This is a genomic window from Agrobacterium tumefaciens (genome assembly GCA_025559845.1).
GTDB lineage: Bacteria > Pseudomonadota > Alphaproteobacteria > Rhizobiales > Rhizobiaceae > Agrobacterium.
Window position 1 is genome coordinate 1524036 of sequence record CP048469.1, and the last position, 19635, is coordinate 1543670.

Annotated in this window: 19 protein-coding genes; 10 read left to right on the forward strand and 9 right to left on the reverse strand. The window is 59.2% G+C overall.

Going from position 1 to position 19635, the window contains the following annotated elements; all coding sequences use genetic code 11:
• The first annotated feature begins 92 nt into the window (after positions 1-92).
• The 3 genes from FY156_07745 (at position 93) to FY156_07755 (ending at position 2295) form a co-directional block, all read left to right on the forward strand.
• Entirely contained in the window at positions 93-893 is an 801-nt protein-coding gene (locus FY156_07745) for a hypothetical protein (GenBank protein ID UXS01378.1), read from the forward strand.
• A gap of 157 nt (positions 894-1050) precedes the next feature.
• Positions 1051-1740, forward strand: coding sequence for a fumarylacetoacetate hydrolase family protein (locus FY156_07750; protein UXS01379.1), 690 nt, complete (start codon positions 1051-1053; stop codon positions 1738-1740).
• Positions 1741-1761: 21 nt separating this feature from the next.
• Complete coding sequence (locus tag FY156_07755) at positions 1762-2295, forward strand: gamma carbonic anhydrase family protein (GenBank protein UXS01380.1); 534 nt, start codon at positions 1762-1764, stop codon at positions 2293-2295.
• 27 nt (positions 2296-2322) lie between these two features.
• Here FY156_07755 and FY156_07760 read toward each other — a convergent pair whose 3' ends face one another.
• The 3 genes from FY156_07760 to FY156_07770 are packed head-to-tail and all read right to left on the reverse strand — an operon-like array spanning position 2323 to position 4491.
• Positions 2323-2727: a transcriptional repressor gene (locus FY156_07760; protein UXS01381.1), complete on the reverse strand. Its 405-nt coding sequence runs from the start codon at positions 2725-2727 to the stop codon at positions 2323-2325.
• Positions 2724-3542: a hypothetical protein gene (locus FY156_07765; protein UXS01382.1), complete on the reverse strand. Its 819-nt coding sequence runs from the start codon at positions 3540-3542 to the stop codon at positions 2724-2726. The genes FY156_07760 and FY156_07765 overlap by 4 nt, the downstream gene beginning before the upstream one ends.
• The gene (locus FY156_07770) at positions 3535-4491 is read right to left on the reverse strand and encodes a metal ABC transporter ATP-binding protein (protein UXS01383.1); all 957 of its coding nucleotides are present in this window, start codon (positions 4489-4491) and stop codon (positions 3535-3537) included. The genes FY156_07765 and FY156_07770 overlap by 8 nt, the downstream gene beginning before the upstream one ends.
• 104 nt (positions 4492-4595) lie before the next feature.
• Between FY156_07770 and znuA the strand changes: the two genes are divergently transcribed.
• Positions 4596-5621: a zinc ABC transporter substrate-binding protein ZnuA gene (gene znuA, locus FY156_07775; GenBank protein ID UXS01384.1), complete on the forward strand. Its 1026-nt coding sequence runs from the start codon at positions 4596-4598 to the stop codon at positions 5619-5621.
• 29 nt (positions 5622-5650) lie between these two features.
• Here the strand turns inward: znuA and FY156_07780 are convergent, their stop codons facing one another.
• Positions 5651-6703 (reverse strand): LacI family DNA-binding transcriptional regulator, encoded by a 1053-nt coding sequence (locus FY156_07780; GenBank protein UXS01385.1) that lies wholly within the window; start codon positions 6701-6703, stop codon positions 5651-5653.
• Positions 6704-7208: 505 nt separating this feature from the next.
• On the opposite strand from FY156_07780, the gene FY156_07785 reads away from it, so the two are divergent.
• The 3 genes from FY156_07785 (at position 7209) to FY156_07795 (ending at position 12090) form a co-directional block, all read left to right on the forward strand.
• Entirely contained in the window at positions 7209-9656 is a 2448-nt protein-coding gene (locus FY156_07785; protein UXS01386.1) for a glycoside hydrolase family 2 protein, read from the forward strand.
• Positions 9657-9800: 144 nt separating this feature from the next.
• Positions 9801-10832, forward strand: coding sequence for an L-glyceraldehyde 3-phosphate reductase (gene mgrA / locus FY156_07790; protein ID UXS01387.1), 1032 nt, complete (start codon positions 9801-9803; stop codon positions 10830-10832).
• Positions 10833-11763: 931 nt separating this feature from the next.
• Positions 11764-12090, forward strand: a complete 327-nt coding sequence (locus FY156_07795; GenBank protein ID UXS01388.1) for a hypothetical protein — start codon at positions 11764-11766, stop codon at positions 12088-12090.
• Between the two features lie 67 nt (positions 12091-12157).
• Here the strand turns inward: FY156_07795 and gndA are convergent, their stop codons facing one another.
• From gndA to ccoG, 5 genes are all read right to left on the reverse strand, one after another.
• Positions 12158-13588, reverse strand: coding sequence for an NADP-dependent phosphogluconate dehydrogenase (gene gndA, locus FY156_07800; GenBank protein ID UXS01389.1), 1431 nt, complete (start codon positions 13586-13588; stop codon positions 12158-12160).
• A gap of 166 nt (positions 13589-13754) precedes the next feature.
• Complete coding sequence (gene ccoS / locus FY156_07805; GenBank protein UXS01390.1) at positions 13755-13913, reverse strand: cbb3-type cytochrome oxidase assembly protein CcoS; 159 nt, start codon at positions 13911-13913, stop codon at positions 13755-13757.
• Positions 13910-16195, reverse strand: coding sequence for a cadmium-translocating P-type ATPase (gene cadA, locus FY156_07810; protein ID UXS01391.1), 2286 nt, complete (start codon positions 16193-16195; stop codon positions 13910-13912). Before cadA ends, ccoS begins: the two co-directional genes overlap by 4 nt.
• Positions 16192-16692 carry a FixH family protein gene (locus FY156_07815; GenBank protein UXS01392.1) on the reverse strand — a complete coding sequence of 167 codons (501 nt, stop codon included), beginning with the start codon at positions 16690-16692 and terminating at the stop codon, positions 16192-16194. Before FY156_07815 ends, cadA begins: the two co-directional genes overlap by 4 nt.
• Positions 16689-18272, reverse strand: a complete 1584-nt coding sequence (ccoG, locus tag FY156_07820) for a cytochrome c oxidase accessory protein CcoG (protein UXS01393.1) — start codon at positions 18270-18272, stop codon at positions 16689-16691. Before ccoG ends, FY156_07815 begins: the two co-directional genes overlap by 4 nt.
• Before the next feature lie 120 nt (positions 18273-18392).
• Here ccoG and FY156_07825 point away from each other — a divergent pair, with 120 nt between their 5' ends.
• From FY156_07825 to FY156_07835, 3 genes are read left to right on the forward strand one after another with little or no spacing between them, the layout of a single operon-like run.
• Complete coding sequence (locus FY156_07825; GenBank protein UXS01394.1) at positions 18393-18797, forward strand: SRPBCC family protein; 405 nt, start codon at positions 18393-18395, stop codon at positions 18795-18797.
• A gap of 11 nt (positions 18798-18808) precedes the next feature.
• The gene (locus tag FY156_07830) at positions 18809-19165 is read left to right on the forward strand and encodes a VOC family protein (GenBank protein ID UXS01395.1); all 357 of its coding nucleotides are present in this window, start codon (positions 18809-18811) and stop codon (positions 19163-19165) included.
• Between the two features lie 18 nt (positions 19166-19183).
• Entirely contained in the window at positions 19184-19624 is a 441-nt protein-coding gene (locus tag FY156_07835) for a VOC family protein (GenBank protein ID UXS01396.1), read from the forward strand.
• Positions 19625-19635: the final 11 nt, after the last annotated feature.

A 19635-nucleotide genomic window follows, 5' to 3' on the forward strand; every position in this document is an offset into this window, starting at 1 on the left:
CTTCACCCCGCCGGGATCGCGCCCCCGTGCCATGCGGATAACCATTGGCGAGGGAAACTTGCCGCCTCATCATCCATTGAGGACATCGCGACATGGCAAAACAGAATTTCGAGGCATGCCTCGCCTTCACGCTTGCGGCCGAGGGCGGGCTTTCGAAGGACCGCAGGGACCCCGGCAACTGGACGGGCGGCAAGGTCGGCCTTGGTGAGTTCAAGGGCACGAAACACGGCATTTCCGCCGCAGCCTTTCCCACGCTGGATATCGCCAATCTGACCGTCAAGGATGTCGCCCCGATCTACAGGACACGGTACTGGGATGCGGTGCGTGGTGACGAACTGCCGCCAGGCTTCGATCTCGCCACCTGGGATTACGGCGTCAATTCCGGGCCGGCACGCGCCATCCGCGAGGCGCAGGCGGTGATCGGCGCCCCCGTCGACGGCAAGGCCGGTCCCGTCACCCTGCGCAAGGCCTCCTCGGCAGGCGTCAAGGAAATTCAGGCGCTCTGCGCCCGTCGCCTCAGCTTCATGCGCGGCCTGAAAATCTGGAGCATCAACAAAAATGGCTGGACGGCCCGTGTCGCAAAGGTCGAGGCAAAGGGTGTCGCCATGTATCTCGCCGCAACGGGATCGGCATCCTCAGCCAGAAAGGCGCTTGCCGAAGAAAGCCAGAAGGCAGCCCACAGTGCAGAGAAGAACGGCAATCAGGCGGCCCTCGTCGGCACGGGTGGCACGGTGTCCGTCTCGACGGGTATTTCTTCCTGGACGGGCTTTTGTCTCGGAATGCTGGTCGTGCTGGCAGCAATGTCCGTCATTTTCGCACTCTACAGGAAGAACAGGCAGCGCGCCGAAGCCTATCGCGCCGAAGTGACCGCGCTTGCCGACGCGGGCGCCTGACAGGGGTTGAGAGGTTGCCAAACGCAGGCCCGCAGGACTGCGGGCTTTTTTCGTTTCCGGAAGCGCAAGAGGACCGCCAGCGCGGTTTTTGAACTGGTAATTGCCCCGGAATTGCGGGAAAAGACTGGCACCTGAAGTCGATGCAAGGAAGCTTTTCATGGCCGCAACTGTCATTCCCACACCGCAACCGGTTCTTCTCCCCGTCGAAGGCACCAGCGAGACGTTTCCGGTACGGCGCGTTTATTGTGTTGGCCGCAATTACGCCGACCACGCCATTGAAATGGGACATGATCCGTCGCGCGAGCCGCCCTTCTACTTCCAGAAAAATCCGGACAACCTGCTGCCATCAGGTCGCGATTTCCCCTACCCGTCGCTGTCGTCCAACGTGCATTACGAAGTCGAATGCGTGGTCGTTCTGAAAAGCGGCGGTTCGGATATTCCGGCCAGTGAAGCACTGGATCACGTCTGGGGTTATGCCGTCGGCATCGACATGACGCGCCGCGACCTGCAGGACGGCCTGAAGAAGATGGGCCGTTCCTGGGAAGGCGCCAAGGCATTCGAATTTTCCGCGCCGGTCTCGCCCGTCGTGCCCGCGTCGAAAATCGGCCATCCCTCCACCGGCGCCATCTGGCTTGATGTCAACGGCACGCGCAAGCAGACCGGCGATCTCTCGCAGATGATCTGGAAAGTACCGGAAGTGATTGCCGAACTGTCCAAGCTGTTCACGCTTGCCGCCGGCGACGTCATCATGACCGGCACACCCGCAGGCGTTGGCCCCATCGTACGCGGCGATCTGATCGAATGCGGCGTCGACGGTGTCGGCACGCTGTCCGTCAAGGTCGCGTAACGCAAACCGGGAGGAGAACCGATGCCGCTTTACCGTCTGGAAGACAGAACGCCCCAAACCCCTGCCCCTGACCGTTACTGGGTTGCCCCCGATGCGAATGTCATCGGGTCGGTCACGCTTGGAGAGGATGTCGGCATCTGGTTTGGTGCAACGCTGCGCGGCGATAATGAGCCGATCAGCGTTGGCCGCGGCACGAACATTCAGGAAGGCGTGATGGTGCACAGCGATCCCGGCTATGCCGCGACGATCGGTGAGATGTGCACCATCGGCCACCATGCCATCGTTCACGGCTGCACCATTGGCGACAACTCGCTGGTCGGCATGGGCGCAACCATCCTGAACGGCGCGAAGATCGGCAGTAATTGCCTGATCGGCGCCAATGCGCTGATTACCGAAGGCAAGGAGTTTCCCGACAATTCTCTCATCGTCGGGTCGCCGGCACGGGTGATCCGCACGCTGGACGACGATGCGGTCGCAGCGCTGCGCCGTTCGGCCGAGAAATACATCGAAAACTGGAAACGGTTTTCGAACGACCTGCAACTCGTGCAGGAATAGAACCGGTCCAGTCAGACCGGTTGCAAATCAGGATGCACAGGCAGCGCAGAGGCCACGAATTTCAATTGTGGTCTTTTCCGCCTTGAACTTGTGGTCTTTGACCCAGCGTTCCAGACGATGATCGATGTCGTGATCGTGAAACTCGGTCACCTGCCCGCACGCCTCGCAGATGGCAAAGGCGACAGTGCCGTGGTGATGCGTGCAGCACTCCGCCTGGGTATGGGTGCAGGCAACGAAGGCATTCAGGCTTTCCAGCCGATGCACCAGCCCGAACTCGATGAGTTTTTCCAGCGCACGATACACCTGCAGCGGAGCTCGGAAGCCGTCATCGCGCAGCTTGTCGAGGATCATGTAGGCGCTGAGCGGGCCTTGCGAGTTCGACAGCGCGTTCATCACCAGAGACTGGTTCTTGGTCAGATTTTGCGCATTCATGACTTGCCTCCCTCATCGGCCGCACGGGAAGCCCCCGGTAACGGCAGCAGGCTTACAACGAACAGAACGACTGCGGCAACCACGATCGACGGTCCGGACGGCGTATCGTAGGTCAAAGACCCCATCAGCCCACCGAAAACCGCGATGGCTCCGATCAGCGATGCGATCACAGCCATGACCTCAGGTGTGGACGAAAAGCGTCTGGCCGTCGCAGCCGGAATGATCAGCAGCGACGTAATCAGCATGATGCCGACGACCTTCATGGCGATGGCAATGACGAGCGCCATCAGCAGCGTAAACAGGAGCTTGGCAAGTTCCGGGTTCAACCCCTCCGCCTCTGCCAGTTCGGCATTGACGGTGGATGCCAGAAGCGGCCGCCACAGCTTGACCATGACGCCAATCACAACAAGACCGCCGCCCCAGATCAGCGCAATGTCCGTGGTCGTGACAGCCAGGATATCGCCGAACAGGAAGGAAATGAGGTCGATCCGCACCCAGGTCATGAAGGCGACGATCACCAGACCGATGGCCAGCGCCGAATGCGAGAGAATGCCGAGAAGCGCATCCGCAGACAGAGCTTGCCGGCGCTGCAGGAACAGCAGCAGCACAGATACCAGCGAGGCGACCAGAAACACGCTGACCGTCAGATTGATCTGGAAGAGAAGCGACAGCGCCACGCCCAGCAGCGCCGAGTGCGCCATCGTATCGCCGAAATAAGCCATGCGCCGCCACACGACGAAACAGCCAAGCGGCCCGACGGTCAGTGCAACGCCGATACCGGCGATCATGGCGCGAATGAAGAAATCGTCAAACATGCCGCTCTCCGTGTTTTGTATCGGAGGTCACAGCATCCGCCGAATGATCGTGTCCGCAGCCGCAGCCATCATGGTCGTGATCGTGGTCGTGATCATGGTCATGGTGATCGTGATGATGGACATGCGTTGAATGGTCGTGGTCATGATGGTGGCCGTCATCGGGATGGCAATGGTCCGTGACCGAGCCATCAGCGTGCAGGACACGGCCGTCGGGCAGATGGGTATGATCGTGATGATGGCTGTAGACGGCCAGTGCCTTGGCAGCCGTTCCACCGAAAAGCTGCATATATTCGGCGCTCTGGCTGACCGCCTGCGGCGTACCACGGCAGCAGACATGGCCGTTCAGGCAGATCACCGTATCGGTTTCCGCCATCACCACATGCAGGTCATGCGAGATTAACAAAACTCCGCAATTTGTTGAATTTCTGATATTTTTAATCAGTTCGTAGAGTGCGATCTCGCCGGAGAAGTCGACCCCCTGCACCGGTTCATCCAGAACCAGAAGATCCGGCTTGCGCGCAATGGCCCGCGCCAGAAGCGCACGCTGAAACTCGCCGCCGGACAGGTGCTGAACCTCGGCATTGGCAAGATGGGCAATGCCCGTGGCATTCAGGGCCGCATCGATTTCCCGGGCCGGGAGCGGCCCGGTCAACGTCATCAGACGCCGCACCGACAGCGGCATTGTCCAGTCGACGGAAAGCTTCTGCGGCACATATCCCACCCGCAACCCATCGATGCGCGAGACAGCGCCCTCGCTCGGCTTCAACACGCCGATCGCCATTTTGGCGCTGGTCGATTTGCCAGATCCGTTCGGACCGATCAGGGTGACGATCTCGCCCTTGCTGACGGAAAAATCTACGCCGCGCACCAGCCAGCGACCGCCGCGCTGAATACCGGCATTGGAAAGAGACACGAGTGTATCACCACCCTTGGGGGCAGAATGAAGCATGGGATTATCCGATTGGCGATGTTGCGTACCGCTATCGCATACGTTATAGCGTTACGCAATAAATGTAATAACATAACCGTCTTCTTCAAGTGGAGTGACTTTTCATGAGACCAATCCTGATCGCGCTGGCGGCGTCCGCCTCGATAGCAGCCATGGCGTCGACCGCGATGGCCGCCGCCCCCAATGTCGTGGTCTCGATCAAGCCTGTCCACTCCCTCGTCGCCGCCATCATGAAAGGCGTGGGCGAACCGCAACTGATCGTCGATGGCGCGGCCTCCCCGCACATCTACAGCCTGAAACCGTCCAACGCCCGTACGCTGGAAAAAGCCGACATGGTGTTCTGGGTCGGCCCCGGCCTCGAAGCCTATCTGGAAAAGCCGCTGCAGGCGCTGGCCAGCAAGGCAAAGGTCGTGGAACTGGAAGATGCCGAGGGTCTGGAAAAACTGCCATTCCGCGAAGGCGGTCCTTTTGAAGCCCACGATCACGGCGACCATGAAGGACACGATCATGAGGCCGAAGAAGCCCACGAACACAAGCATGATGGCGAAGAGCATGCCGACGACCACAAGGATGGCCATGATCACGATCATGGGCATGGGCATGACCATGCACATGGCGAATACGACATGCACCTCTGGCTCGACCCGGCAAATGCGAAGGCGATGGCACGCTCGATCGAGGCAGCTCTTATCAAGGCCGACGCGGACAATGCCGCCACCTATCAGGAAAACGCCCGCAAGCTGCTGACCGATATCGACGCTCTCGATGCAGAGCTGGCGGAAACCGTAAAGCCGATCAAGGACAAGCCCTTCATCGTCTTCCACGATGCCTACCAGTATTTCGAACACCGCTATGGCGTGAAGACGGCAGGCTCCATCACCGTCAGCCCCGAGACCATGCCGGGTGCGGACCGCGTCAAACAGGTGCAGCAGAAAATCCGCGAACTCGGCGCCACCTGCGTGTTTGCCGAACCGCAATTCGAGCCGAAGCTCGTCTCAGTCGTCATGGAAGGTACAGATGCCAGGTCCGGCACGCTGGACCCCGAAGCAGCAACCCAGACACCCGGCCCCGATCTCTATTTCGAGATGATGCGTGGCATCGCCAAGTCGCTAAAGGACTGCCTGTCCTGACAGGTCTCTGCTGACCGCACAGATGGCGCTCAGGGCTTGGGCGCCATCGACGACCATACAGGCTTGCTGACACTCTGCAGCGTCTCCGCCGGCTCGCCATTGATGCGGGCCAAAAGCGCCGCCGCAAGCTCCCTGCCCGCCAGCTTGATGTCCTCGTTCACAGTGTGAACCTGCGGCTTGATCCAGTTCAGGAATTCGGCCGACTGCTTGGACACGACGTCGATATCCTCACCGATCTTCACACCGGCCGCCTCGAACCCGGCCATCAGCGCAATGGTGCTGCTGCCGCTGATCGACACGATACCGTCGGGCCGGTCCTTCCCGGACATCAACTGTTCGCCAAAATCGCGCAGCTTGTCGAGCGGGGTTTCAATGGTGACGGAATCCAGCGGAAACTCCGATACGCCGAAATGCCGGATGGCCCGGTTGAAACCTTTTCTGGCGTGGTCGTGGAAGGAAAACCGTGACGGCGGCACGATGATGGCGATCTTCTTGCGCCCGCACTGCACCAGCCGCTCCACAGCCTCGTAGGCATAGGCCTCGTTGTCGAAGTCGTGATAGGCGTGTTCGATGCCCATGTCGCTGCGACCATGCGTGACAAACGGCATGTTGCGCTCGGTCATGAAGCGAACGCGCGGATCATCCGGCTGGATCTTGGAAATGATGACACCATCGGCCGACCCGGTGTCGAGAATGTAGCGGATCGGCACCATCGAATCCTTGGCATGCGTGTGCGGTGTCACGACAAGATGATATTGGGTCGCGGCCAGAACCTCGGTGATACCGAACACCATCTGGCTGGTAAAACCCATCAGCTCTTCATCGACGCTCAGCACCAGTGCAATGACATTGGTCTTGCCGGTGCGCAGACGAACGCCGGCGCGGTTCGGCTGGTAACCGATCTGCCTGGCAATCAGCCGCACACGTTCCTTGGTATCGGCGCCAATGTCGGGAGCATCCTTCAATGCGCGTGAAACGGTGGTGATGCCGAGGCCTGTCATAAACGCGATGGTCTTCAACGTTGGGCGCTCACCCGCACCTATCGAAACGTTGTCACTGTCGGTTTTCCCAGTATCGTTCATGTCATTTCGCCATGCTTTATCAGTAATGATCATAGATAGCTTTTGCCATCTTGCAAAGGCGCCAGGCAGTCTCCGTCATCAACTATGCTGCCTTTCCTCCCGACACCTACTGTAACGATATAGGAGACAAAAATCGACAGCCGAACGAAGAAGAAAATTCTCTAATTCTTGGCGTCAATACAGCACCCCGGCGCCTTCTTGCCTCATTAAAGACTTTAGAAATATCATACAACCTATTGATTTATAATTTTCATGATCAAAACAGGTGGATGACATGTCCCGATCTGGAACATCAACATCGACAATAACGGCGATCGTCGTCTGAGGGCATGACGGCGCGGAAATTTTACGGTAACGTTGCCGCTGGGAGGACTGTTGGAAGAGTGCCGGAACCGGTTTTGCCGGGCGGCGTTTCCACGATATCGTCTCCCGAAATTCAGATGCCAGCTTGCATGACGATGCCGTGCGACATTGCCAATGCCCGCACGAAAAAGAGGGTCCAAAAATGGTTTCTTCTTCCTCGCCCGACACGCTTATCGATCTTTCCGGGCACTGGTCCCTGTCGTCTGCGGAAGGAGATCATCGCACCGAAATCCCGATCCCCGGCGACGTTCATACGGCGCTGAAAAATGCCGGCATCATCCCCGACCCCTATCACGGCCGCAACGAGAATGACGTGCAATGGGTCGCGCACCGCGACTGGCTGATCGAGCGCACCTTCGTGGTCGAAGACGTCGACGCAAGCTGGTATCTCGATATCGATTATCTCGACACCGTCGCCATCGTCTACATCAACGACGCGCCGGTGCTGACCAGCGACAATTGCTTCCGGCGGTATCGCCCCGATGTTTCGAATGCGCTGCGTCCCGGTGAAAACACCATCCGCATCCGCTTTCACTCCAACATTACCGCCGGTGCGGAACGGCAGGCACGGCAACCCTTTTACATTCCCTACCACGAAGGCAACTCGCCGATTGCCAACGGCAACATGCTGAGAAAGCCGCAATGCCACTTCGGCTGGGACTGGAACATCGCCATCGCCCCGCTTGGCCTTTACGGCACGATTGCCCTGAAGCGGCTGGACACAGCCCGCATCGAACATGTCGTCACCTCGCAGCACCATGTCGAAGGTGGCGTCGAACTGCATGTGGCCGTGACGCTTTTTGCCGAACATGCCGCAAGCGTTACCCTGCACCTGTCGCTGGATGATGAAAGACTGCGTCTCGATTGCGGTGTCGGCGCTGGCGAGACGACGATCCAGCACGTCTTCTTCGTCGAGAACCCCAGGCTCTGGTGGCCGGCGGGCAGCGGTGAACAGGCGCTCTACTCGCTGACTGTCGATTTGCCGGATGAGACCGTGACGCGCCAGATCGGTCTGCGAACCGTCGAGCTTCTGACGGACAAGGATGAAGCGGGTAGCCGTTTTGCGTTCCGCATCAACGGGCGCGAGATCTTCTGCCGTGGCGCCAACTGGATTCCGGCCGATGCCCTGCACTCCCTGACGAGCCGCGAAAAGACCGAAGATCTCCTCTGCTCCGCTGCGGAAGCCAACATGAACATGATCCGGGTCTGGGGCGGCGGCTTCTATGAACAGGACTGGTTCTACGATCTCTGCGACCGGCTTGGCCTGATGGTCTGGCAGGACTTCATGTTCGCCTGCAACCTTTATCCCTGCAGCGAGGATTTTCTGGAAAATGTGGAGCACGAGGTCACCTACCAGGTGCAGCGGCTGTCCTCCCATCCCTCGCTCGTGCTGTGGTGCGGTGACAACGAACTCGTCGGCGCGCTGACGTGGTTCGACGAATCCCGCAATAACCGCGACCGTTATCTGGTTGCTTATGACCGCCTGAACCGCACCATCGAACGCGCCCTCAAAAAGGCGGCGCCCGAAGCGCTCTGGTGGCCCTCCAGCCCCGCCTCCGGTTATCTCGATTATGGCGACGCGTGGCATGCGGATGGATCGGGTGACATGCACTACTGGTCGGTCTGGCACGAGAACAAGTCGTTCGACAATTACCGCTCCATCAAGCCACGCTTCTGCTCGGAATTCGGCTTCCAGTCCTACACCTCCATGCCCGTCATCCGCACCTATGCGGAGGAAAAGGACATGAACATCTCCTCCCCGGTGATTGAGCTTCACCAGAAGAACGCCGGTGGCAACGAGCGCATCGCCGGCACGATGTTCCGCTACTTCCGCTTCCCGAAAGACTTTGCAAGTTTCGTTTATCTGAGCCAGGTGCAGCAGGCGGTGGCAATCCGTACGGCGGTCGACTACTGGCGCTCGCTGAAACCGCATTGCATGGGAACGCTCTACTGGCAGCTCAACGACACATGGCCGGTCGCGTCATGGTCGAGCCTGGATTACGGCGGTAGCTGGAAGGCCCTGCACTACGCCGCCCGCCGTTTCTTCCAGCCGGTCACGGTGGTGGCGATCCCGTCAGAGGATGGCAGCAGGCTCAGCTTTTCGATGGTCAACGACAATGGCGAAGACGTCGAGATCGACATCAACATCCTGGCATTGACGATGGATGGAAACCGCATCCCGCTGAAATCCGCCAATGGCACATGCGGGCCGGATGCTGCGGCCGTTCTGACCGAAATCGATCTTGCCAGCCTGCCGGATGGCGCGTTGCTGTCGTGGAACTTCATCGCCTCCAACGGCATGACGGGTGAAGGCCACCATGTCCGTGACACCTACAAGGCGCTGGAAATGCAGCCTTCCGGGCTCACATTCATCACCAGGGCACTGCCGAACGGAGAGTTCGAGATCGACGTGACGGCAAAGGGGCTTGCACTCTTCGTTATGCTCGAGGCCGATCTGCCCGGTCGTTACTCCGACAACCTGTTCGATCTGGCAGCGGGCGAAACACGCCGCGTACTGTTCACGCCGAAAGACGAAAACAGACACGGCAGGCAGCCGCATTTCACCATTCTCGACCTTCAATCCTGCTAGGTCGTCGACACCGTATTGAAGGTGACAGGCAAACACTCTAACCATTTCAATGACGAACAATCCCGCTCCACGGCGGGCTTGTCTCATCCAGTTCAAAGGTTGCCGGTGTCTTCGGCAACTCTCATCAGCAAGTGGAGGAAAGACATGGCTTGGCAACCGGCCGAAAACCGTTATGCGTCCATGAAGTACAATCATTGCGGCCGTTCGGGCCTCAAGCTTCCGGCGATCTCGCTGGGGCTCTGGCACAATTTCGGCAATGACACCCCGCACCAGACCAAACAGGCAATCTGCCGCCGTGCGTTCGACCTCGGCATCACCCACTTCGATCTCGCCAACAACTACGGCCCGCCACCCGGCAGCGCCGAAATCGCCTTCGGTGAAATTCTGAAGACCGATTTTGCCGGCTACCGCGATGAGCTCGTCATCTCCTCCAAGGCCGGATACAACATGTGGCCGGGTCCTTATGGCGAATGGGGCAGCCGCAAATACCTCATCTCATCCTGTGATCAGAGCCTGAAGCGCATGGGCCTCGACTATGTCGATATCTTCTATTCGCATCGCTTCGACCCGAACACGCCGCTTGAAGAAACCTGCGGCGCGCTCGATCAGATCGTCCGCTCCGGCAAGGCGCTCTATGTCGGCATTTCCTCCTACAACTCCAAGCGTACCCGCGAGGCTGCGGCGATCCTCAAGGATCTCGGCACGCCCTGCATCATCCACCAGCCGAGCTATTCGATGATCAACCGCTGGATCGAGGAAGACGGCCTGGTCGATACGCTCGAGGAACTGGGCGTCGGCTCCATCGTCTTTTCGCCGCTGGCACAGGGCATGCTGACGACGAAATATCTGGGTGGTGTGCCGGATGGCAGCCGCGCGACACAGGGCAAGTCGCTCAATCCCGCTTTCCTGAACGATCAGAACGTCGAAAACATCCGCGCTCTTAACCGTATCGCCGAAAAGCGCGGCCAGACACTGGCGCAGATGGCAATTGCCTGGGTTCTGCGCGGTGGCCGCATCACGTCGGCGCTGATCGGCGCCAGCCGGGTCGAGCAGGTCGAGGATTGCGTGAAGGCTCTCGACAATCCCGACTTCACCGCCGAGGAACTGGCTGACATCGATCGTTACGCACGCGATGCTGACATCAATCTGTGGGCGAAATCCGCAGAACGCAAATAACGAAAAGAGACGGCCGTCCGGTTTTTCCGGGCGGCCCGATCACCCGATGAAGCAGGGAAAGTCGCTTCCGGCCATCTTCGAATGGCCCCGAAGCCCCCGCGCGCTCACATGGGTTACCCAAGCTTGGGTCAAGGCTCCTTTATTAGCCGCAGAACACGCGAATGACGGTCGACTTCGGATTAGTCACAGATTCTGTGGCAGTGCCGCTATGAACAAAGTTCAATCTTGAAGGTGTGTCGTTAGCAACGTGCTCTTGTCGCCCGTAATGCCGCGAGTCTCCGGGAATATTCAGACCAACAGTCGCGGATGAAGGCCCTCCAACATATTTCTGATAGCGCGACGCACCACAAGCGTCAGAAGACGATCCGGAAGTCTTAAGCGTTGTCGGCGCAGTTGTGCAGCCACTAAGGGTGATCAATATGAGCGACGCTGACGTAATCAATCTTGACTTCATGCTTATCTCTTCTACTCGCCTTGGTCGTGGTCAGATATTTATTTCTCACTAAAGTGGCATGTATCTAATTGCAAACGTTTCAGAATTTGAACGTTTTTCGAGGTGAATAAAACCATAATTGGCACAACGGATCGACGATGAACGCCATCGCAGCGCGCGGTCGGCTCAGGCTTCTGTGGTGTGTTTCGTGCACAGGAACCTGCCGTCAGCGTCGACGCGATGGTACTTGCACTTGCGCAGGAAAGGCGGATTTTTTTTGGGGGGGGTAATTAACAGCAGCATTCGCACATGACGGCATAGTGGACAAAAACGACGGCCTGGCGGCCCGATCACTTTGGCAGCAAGAAAAATCTCAAAACAGAAGATTAACTCCCTCCCCTAACCGTTAACAACCATTACATAAATGTAATTTTAAATTCAGTTTCCGTTCATTCGTTTATTCGTAAATTCCTCTCATCGAAACAAGAGGAAACACTCATGAAAAAGTTCATCACCGTTCTTCTGGCCGCAACCGTTCTCGCTGCTCCGATGGCACAGGCACAGAGCCGTCACGACGACCGTCACCGCAGCGTTCGCATCGAACGCGAAGTCACCACCAAGAAGGTCATCGTCAAAAAGCATCGCTGGGATCGCGGTCAGCGCCTCTCCGCTGGTGAACGTCGCAACTACATCGACCGCCGCGACTACCGCCGTTACCGCCTGTCCGAACCGCGCCGTGACCAGCGCTGGGTTCGCGTCGACAACCAGTTCCTGCTCATCAACGCCGTCAGCGGCCTGATCGTTGGCCTGGCTGCAGCACGCTAAGGCAAGCACCGGCATCAAAAGAAAAGGCCCGCTTTCGCGGGCCTTTTTTATTGGTCATTTTCTGCAATCAGAAAATGTCAGCACCGCTGCCCCACGGGCCATGCGGCTTGTCCACACCGTCGGTGCGCTCAAAGCCGTGTGCGCCGAAGAAGTCGCGCTGTGCCTGGATGAGGTTCGCGCTGCCCCGGCCACGACGGTAAGCGTCGAAGTAACCGAGAGCCGACGCCAGAGCAGGAACCGGCAGACCGGACAGAACGGCGTAGGAAACGACGCGACGCAGCGGCGCATCGGTGTCCTTCACCATGGTCGAGAAGGCCGGAGTCACGATGAGGTTGGCCACATGCGGGTCCTTCGTGAAGGCCGAGGTGATCTCATCGAGGAACTGCGAGCGGATGATGCAACCAGCGCGCCAGATGCGGGCGATCGTCGGCATCGGCAGGTTCCAGTTGAACTCGTTCGAGGCTGCCGACATGATGGCGAAGCCCTGCGCGTAAGCACCGATCTTGGCGGCCAGAAGCGCGCTTTCCAGATCGGCGATGAAGGCTTTCTTGTCAGCCGGGGAATCGACGAGGCCCGGCAGACCGAAGATCTTTTCGGCAGCTTCGCGCTCATCCTTCTGCGAAGACAGGATACGGGCTGCAACGGCCGCTTCGATGGCGGTGGCAGCAACGCCCATGTTCTGTGCTTCGATGACCGACCACTTGCCGGTGCCCTTCTGGCCGGCCTTGTCGAGGATCAGGTCGACCATCGGCTTGCCAGTGATCGGGTCTGCGGCGCGCAGAACCTTTTCGGTGATCTCGATCAGGTAGGAGTTGAGGCGACCCTTGTTCCACTCGCCGAACACGTCAGCGATTTCAACGGCGCTCATCTTCAGGCCGTCGCGCAGGATGCCGTAGATTTCGGCGATCATCTGCATGTCGGCATATTCGATGCCGTTGTGAATGGTCTTGACGAAGTGACCGGCGCCATCGTTGCCGAGCCATGCAACGCACGGGTCTTCGTTGTACTTGGCGGAGATGGAGGTCAGAACCTTCTCGACGCGCTTCCAGCTGTCTTCCGTGCCACCGACCATGATCGACGGTCCGTGACGGGCACCTTCTTCACCACCGGAAACACCCATGCCGATGAAGGTCAGGCCGCTGTCCTTGAGGTTGTCGAAACGGCGGATGGTATCGCGGAAGTTCGCATTGCCGGCGTCGATCATGATGTCGCCGTTGGCCAGGTGCGGCTTGAGAATTTCCATCTGCTGATCGACCGGATCGCCGGCCTTGATCATGATGATGATCGGGCGTGGAGGACGAATGGCGGCGACGAATTCCTCAATGGTTTCGCAGGGGATCAACTGACCCTGCAATTCGCCAGCCTCGGCGTAGAATTTTCTCGTAGCTTCCGGGGTCCGGTTGAAAACGGCAATCTTGTTGCCCTTTTCCGCGATGTTCAATGCCAGGTTCGAGCCCATGACACCGAGACCGATCAAACCGATTTCTGCCTGTTCCACGGATGTGCCTCCATCTTGCTTTTTGAGTGGTCGTGTTGTGGCACTGTAATGAACAAACAGCAAGGCTGAGGCTGGCTTAAACGATTAAATTTTGATGACGCAAGTCAGCTTTGCATATTTGCTTGAGGTCCATAAGCTGGAGTTATGGCGGATCGGCGACCTCCTCTCAGGACGGTTTTGGCCTGTCGTCACCGTCATCGAGCACGCGCCACGCCGCCCCATCCATATCGTCATACTGGCCCGCTTTCAGCGACCAGAGAAAGGCGAAAAGACCGAGACCGCCGAGAAACAACGCCACCGGTATCAGGTAGATCAGCATGTTCATGCCGCCTGCACTCCCTGCCCCAGACGCACGGCCGGCATGTCGATTTCGGTTCCGGCCCTGTCGGCGCCAGCAAGACGCAGGGCATTGGCGACGACGATCAAGGACGACGTCGACATGGCAATCGCCGCGATCATCGGTGTGGCATAACCGGCAATGGCAACGGGCACGGCGATCACGTTGTAGCCAATCGCCAGGGCAAAGTTCTGGCGGATCAGTTGCCCTGCCCGCCGCGCCGTATCGATGGCGAACGGCACGGCCTCCAGGCTTTCATGCATGAAGACGAAATCAGCCGCCTGGCGGCCGATGTCAGCGGCGGTCGCCGGTGCCATCGACACATGCGCCGCAGCAAGCGCCGGCGCATCGTTTATGCCATCGCCCACCATCAGCACACGCTTTCCCTCGCCCGCAAGCATCACGCAGCGCGCCGCCTTGTCCCTGGGCGAAAGCTCCGCGCCCCACCTGTCGATGCCAAGCCGCTCTGCCAGCAGCCCCACCGCCGCCTTGCGGTCGCCGGACACGACTTCGCTGCTGATGTGCCATGCGCCGAGCCGGTTCAGCACATCAGCCCCACCGGGTCGCAGACTGTCCTCGAATGCGAAAGCGGCCAGCAATTTTCCATCCTGCGACAGCACCACCTCGGAGAGCGTGCCCGCATCGCCGCCCCCGATGTCGGAGGGGCATGCGAAACGGCGATTGCCGAGCCTGTAGATGCCGGATGCGGTGACAGCCTCCACCCCCGAACCCGGAATTTCGCTGACCGTATCATATGAGGAAATGGAGCCCTGACGTGCATCGTAAAGCGCCCTGGACAACGGATGGTTCGAATGGGCGGCAAGCCCCGCAGCAATCGCCATGGTCGTGTCAGGTATATCGGCGGAACCCACGAGACGTGGCCTTCCTGATGTCAACGTTCCGGTCTTGTCGAACAGCACCGTGTCGATGTCCGCCAGCCGTTCCATCGCAGACCCGTCCTTGACCATCACGCCGCGCCGGAAGAGCCGTCCTGCGGCCACCACCTGCACCACGGGTACGGCAAGGCCAAGCGCACATGGGCAGGTGATGATGAGCACGGCAATGGCAATCAGCATGGCCTGTTTCCAGTCACCACCGAAAATGCCCCAGCCAAGGAATGTCAGCAGGGCGAGCAGATGCACGACGGGCGAATAATAGCTGGCGGCGCGGTCGGCGATGCGGCGATAACGCGCCCTGCCTCCTTCGGCCGCTTCCATCAGTGCAATCACTTCCGAAAGGAACGATTCCCTCGCTGTGGCCGTGACGCACGCCGTAAGCGAACCGGTGAGGTTCAGCGTACCGGCCTGCAGATGGTCGCCGCTCTCCACGCGGCGCGGCGCGCTTTCGCCATTGACGATGGACATGTCGAGATCGCTGCTGCCGCTTGTAACCGTCGCATCGACAGGCACCCGCTCTCCCGCCACGATCGCAATCGTGTCGCCCGGTTTGATCTCATCGAGTGGCCGGTAATCGCGCGAGCCGCTGGCATTGACCAGCATTGCCCCACGCGGCAAAAGCCTTGCCAGACCGGCAATGGCCGAACGCGCCCTGTCGCGCATGATGTGATCCAGCGTGCGGCCGATCAGCAGGAAGAACAACAGTGACACGGTGGCATCAAACCAGGCATGTGCGCCGTGATGGATCGTTTCCCACAGCGAGACGGCATAGGAGAGCGTGATAGCAAGCGCAATCGGCACGTCCATGTTGGTCCGGCCGTGTTTCAGCGCATTCCAGGCCGAGATGTAGAAGAAGCGACCGCCATAGATCAGCGCCGGTGCGGCAATCATCGCCGAGATCCAGTGGAACATGTCGCGGGTCGCCGCATCCGCACCCGACCAGACCGATACGGACAAAAGCATGATGTTGGCAGAGGCAAAACCGCAGAGTGCCACAGCGCGGATGAGCTGCTTGCGCAGTTCATCCGAGGCATCCTGACTGGCCGAAAAAAGATGCGCCTGATAACCGGTTGACTGGATAGCGCCGACAAGCTCGGCCGGATCGGTCTTGATCCCCGCAACCGCGTCTCTCCAGACGATGGCCACGCGCCGCGAGGAGAGATTGACGCGTGCCCGCTCGACGGCTGGATGCCCCCGCAACGCGCCTTCAATGGTGGAGATGCAGGTGCCGCAATAAACACCCGGCACGCTCAGATCCGTCTGGCGAAGGCCCTGACCCAGATCGCGGCTTGCCAGCAACAGCTCTTCGGCAGATGGCGGATTGCCGCCATTTAACGCAAGCGAGCCCTCCGTTCCCGGTGCACAGCAGCTCATGGACGTCCCCTGATAATGGCGATGCGTGTGCCCTCATGCACGATCACCCGGCCATCCTTGACGGCGATCACCTCGACGATCCATTGGCCCGGCAGCACGTCATGAGAACCGGTAAACACGCCTGTCGAAACCGGAGTAAGTTCCATATCGAAGTTCTGATGCTCCCCCACCGGACGGCGGAAATGCGCCGTGACCGTGTCGGTCGCGACCGGTCCGGTCTGAGGATGAAATATCTCGTAGCGCATGCCGTTCCTGTCTACGGAAAGCCTGCCTTCGATACCGCTCGCCGCTCGCGCCTTGGCGGCTTCCGCCTTGCCGTTGAACTGCTGGCTGGCGACATAGGTGTTCTGAACCACCAGCCCGCTCCAGCTTGAGACAGCATTCCAGGCCATGATCATGTTGACGGTGATGATCGTACCGAAGAACAGCACCATCACACCCAGCATGTGCCAGCCGGTAAAGGTAAAACCCGGCGCTTGAGATTTCTGGACAGTCATTTTTTTACTCCCGGGCCATTGAAGACGGCGTCGTAACGCGCCGTTTCATGGCCCTGCACATCGCTGACAATGAATTCGAAATTTTCCGACGCAGAGGAGACGTCCTCTCCCGGCAAGGTGACGAACACCTTCAATGTCGTTGCCTCATCCGGCTCCACCAGCACATCGAAGCTGCGCGACGGATCGGCCTGCACGCCGTTGATCTTCATCACCGCATTCGCAATGCCGTCGATGGTCAGGCTGACGGTACGCGGCTCCGGCACCATGTTGAGAATACGCACCGTATAGCCGTTGCGGATCGAGCCATTCGATTCCAGCACATATTGCGGATTTCGGTCATGCAGCACGTTGACCGCCAGACGGTCGCGGGTTGCAAGCGCCACCAGCAGCCCGACACCGATTGCCGCCCATGCAACGGTGTAGATGATCGTCCGTGGACGGAAAATGATGAGCCAGTCGAACTGGCGGACGGCGGCTGCGAAATTGCCATCCGCATTGCGGACATTGCCGGGGCGTATCTCATGACGTCCGCCACCGGTCGCGAGCGCCATGTTCGACTGGTATTCGGCAAGCGTGGCATAGGCGATCAGCCCCTGCGGCTTTCCGGTCTTGGCCATCACGCCGTCGCAGGCATCAATGCACAGCGCGCAGGTGATGCATTCGAGCTGCTGCCCGTCGCGAATATCGATCCCCATGGGACAGACCGCGACGCAGGCGTTGCAATCGACGCAATCCCCCACCGGTTCACCGGCAGCAACCGCCCTTTTTGCATGGCGCGAACGCGGCTCGCCACGCCAGTCATTATAGGTCACGACCAGCGAGTTCTCATCCAGCATCGCCGCCTGGATGCGCGGCCAGGGACACATGTAGGTGCAGACCTGCTCGCGCATCAGCCCGCCGAACACATAGGTCGTCGCCGTCAGGATCGCGACGGTCATATAGGCGACCATCGCCGCCTGCCCCGTCATGAACTGCCAGGCGAGTGTCGGCGCATCGGCGAAATAGAAGATCCAGGCACCACCCGTCGCAACACCGATCAGCAGCCATATGCCGTGCTTGAGAACCCGCTTGCGCACCTTGTCGAAGGTCCAAGGCCCGGCATCGAGTTTCATCCGGGCGTTTCTGTCACCCTCGATGGCGCGCTCGACGACCAGAAACAGATCGACCCACACCGTCTGCGGACAGGCATAACCGCACCACGCGCGCCCGACCGCAGAGGTGATGAGGAAAAGTCCAAGCCCTGCCATCACCAGAAGCCCGGCAATGAAGAAGAATTCCTGCGGCCAGATCTCGATGAACAGGAAGTAGAATCGGCGATTGGCAATATCGATCAGCACCGCCTGATCCGGCGCAAAGGGCCCACGATCCCATCTGAGCCACGGTGTCAGATAATAGATGCCGAGCGTGACCAGCATGACCAGCCATTTGAAGCGACGGAAACGACCCTCGGCGCGTTTGGGAAAGATTTTCCGGCGTGCCTCATAGAGCGGCTTGCGCAATTTGGCGGAGTTCACCGCCTCCGCCTCAAGCCGTTCAGGGGATGGTCCGGCGCTTTGCTGATCGGCGCGGTAAATATTCATGATGCAAGGTCCGTTGCTACTGCTTGCGTTTTCCCATCTGGCCGGGGAAATATCCTTGACTTGCATCAAGTGAGGACAAAGTGGCGCAGGCAGACCACGCGCACCAAATGGGAGGTCCACATGCCCGTCATGCCATCGAAGATCGTCCACCTGTCGATCGACAGACCCTGGAAAGAGGTTTGTGACTTTGCATCCAAACCGGAAAACATGCCGCTCTGGGCGGCCGGACTTGCCAGCGGCCTGACCCGCAACGGTGATGAATGGATTGCCGATGGCGGCGCGGTCGGATCGGTGCATGTGCGCTTTGCCGCAACGAACGATCTCGGCGTCATCGACCATGTCGTGACCATGCCCGACGGCCTGAAGGTCTATAACGCCTTGCGGGTTACGCCGAATGGCGATGGTGCAGAAATTGCCTTTACCCTGCTGCAACTTCCCGGCATGACAGACGATGATTTTGCACGCGATGCGGGTCTGGTGAAAGCCGATCTCGAGACGCTGAAATCAATCGTCGAACGGAGCTGAAGGAGGAGCACATGAGTGAAACTGAAAACGACAGAAGGATCGACTATGTCGAATTCAATGTGTCAGACATTGAAGCGAGCAAAGCCTTTTATGGCGGCGCCTTCGGCTGGACCTTCAAGGACTACGGTCCGCAATATTGCGAATTCTCCGATGGACGGTTGACCGGCGGTTTTACGACGACAGCACCAGTCACCGCCAAGGGCGGAGCGCTGGTCATTCTCTACGCATCGGACATCGAGGCGGCACAAAACCGCGTCGAATCGGCCGGAGGAAAGATCAGCCTGCCGATTTTCGAGTTTCCCGGCGGTCGCCGTTTTCACTTCACCGATCCTGATGGCTATGAACTGGCCGTATGGTCGAAAGCCTGATCGGGAGATGCATTGAACATGACTGCGACAACACCGCCCTTTTCGCTCGTCGGCCTCGACCATGTCGTCTTCATCGTTGACGACATGGCGCGCGCCCTCGATTTTTACCGGAACGTTCTTGGATGCACGAACGGCTACACTTATCCGGCACTTGGCATGGAACAGGTCTGGTGCGGAAACTCCCTGATCGTTCTCTGGGATGTGACCCATCCCGGCGGCACGAAGGCGGCACCGCCCGTCGCCGGTGGCCGCAATGTCGATCACATCTGCATTGCGACCGGACCGCTGAACCATGAGACGCTTCGCGCTCATCTGGCGAAATTCGACGTAACCATAGAACAGGAAGCCTTCCACGGTGGCGCACGGGGAATGGGGCATTCCTTCTATTTCCGCGATCCCTTCGGCAACAAGATCGAACTGAAAGGTCCGGCCGAATATCCCGATGGCCGCGCCGCCTGACCGTATCGACC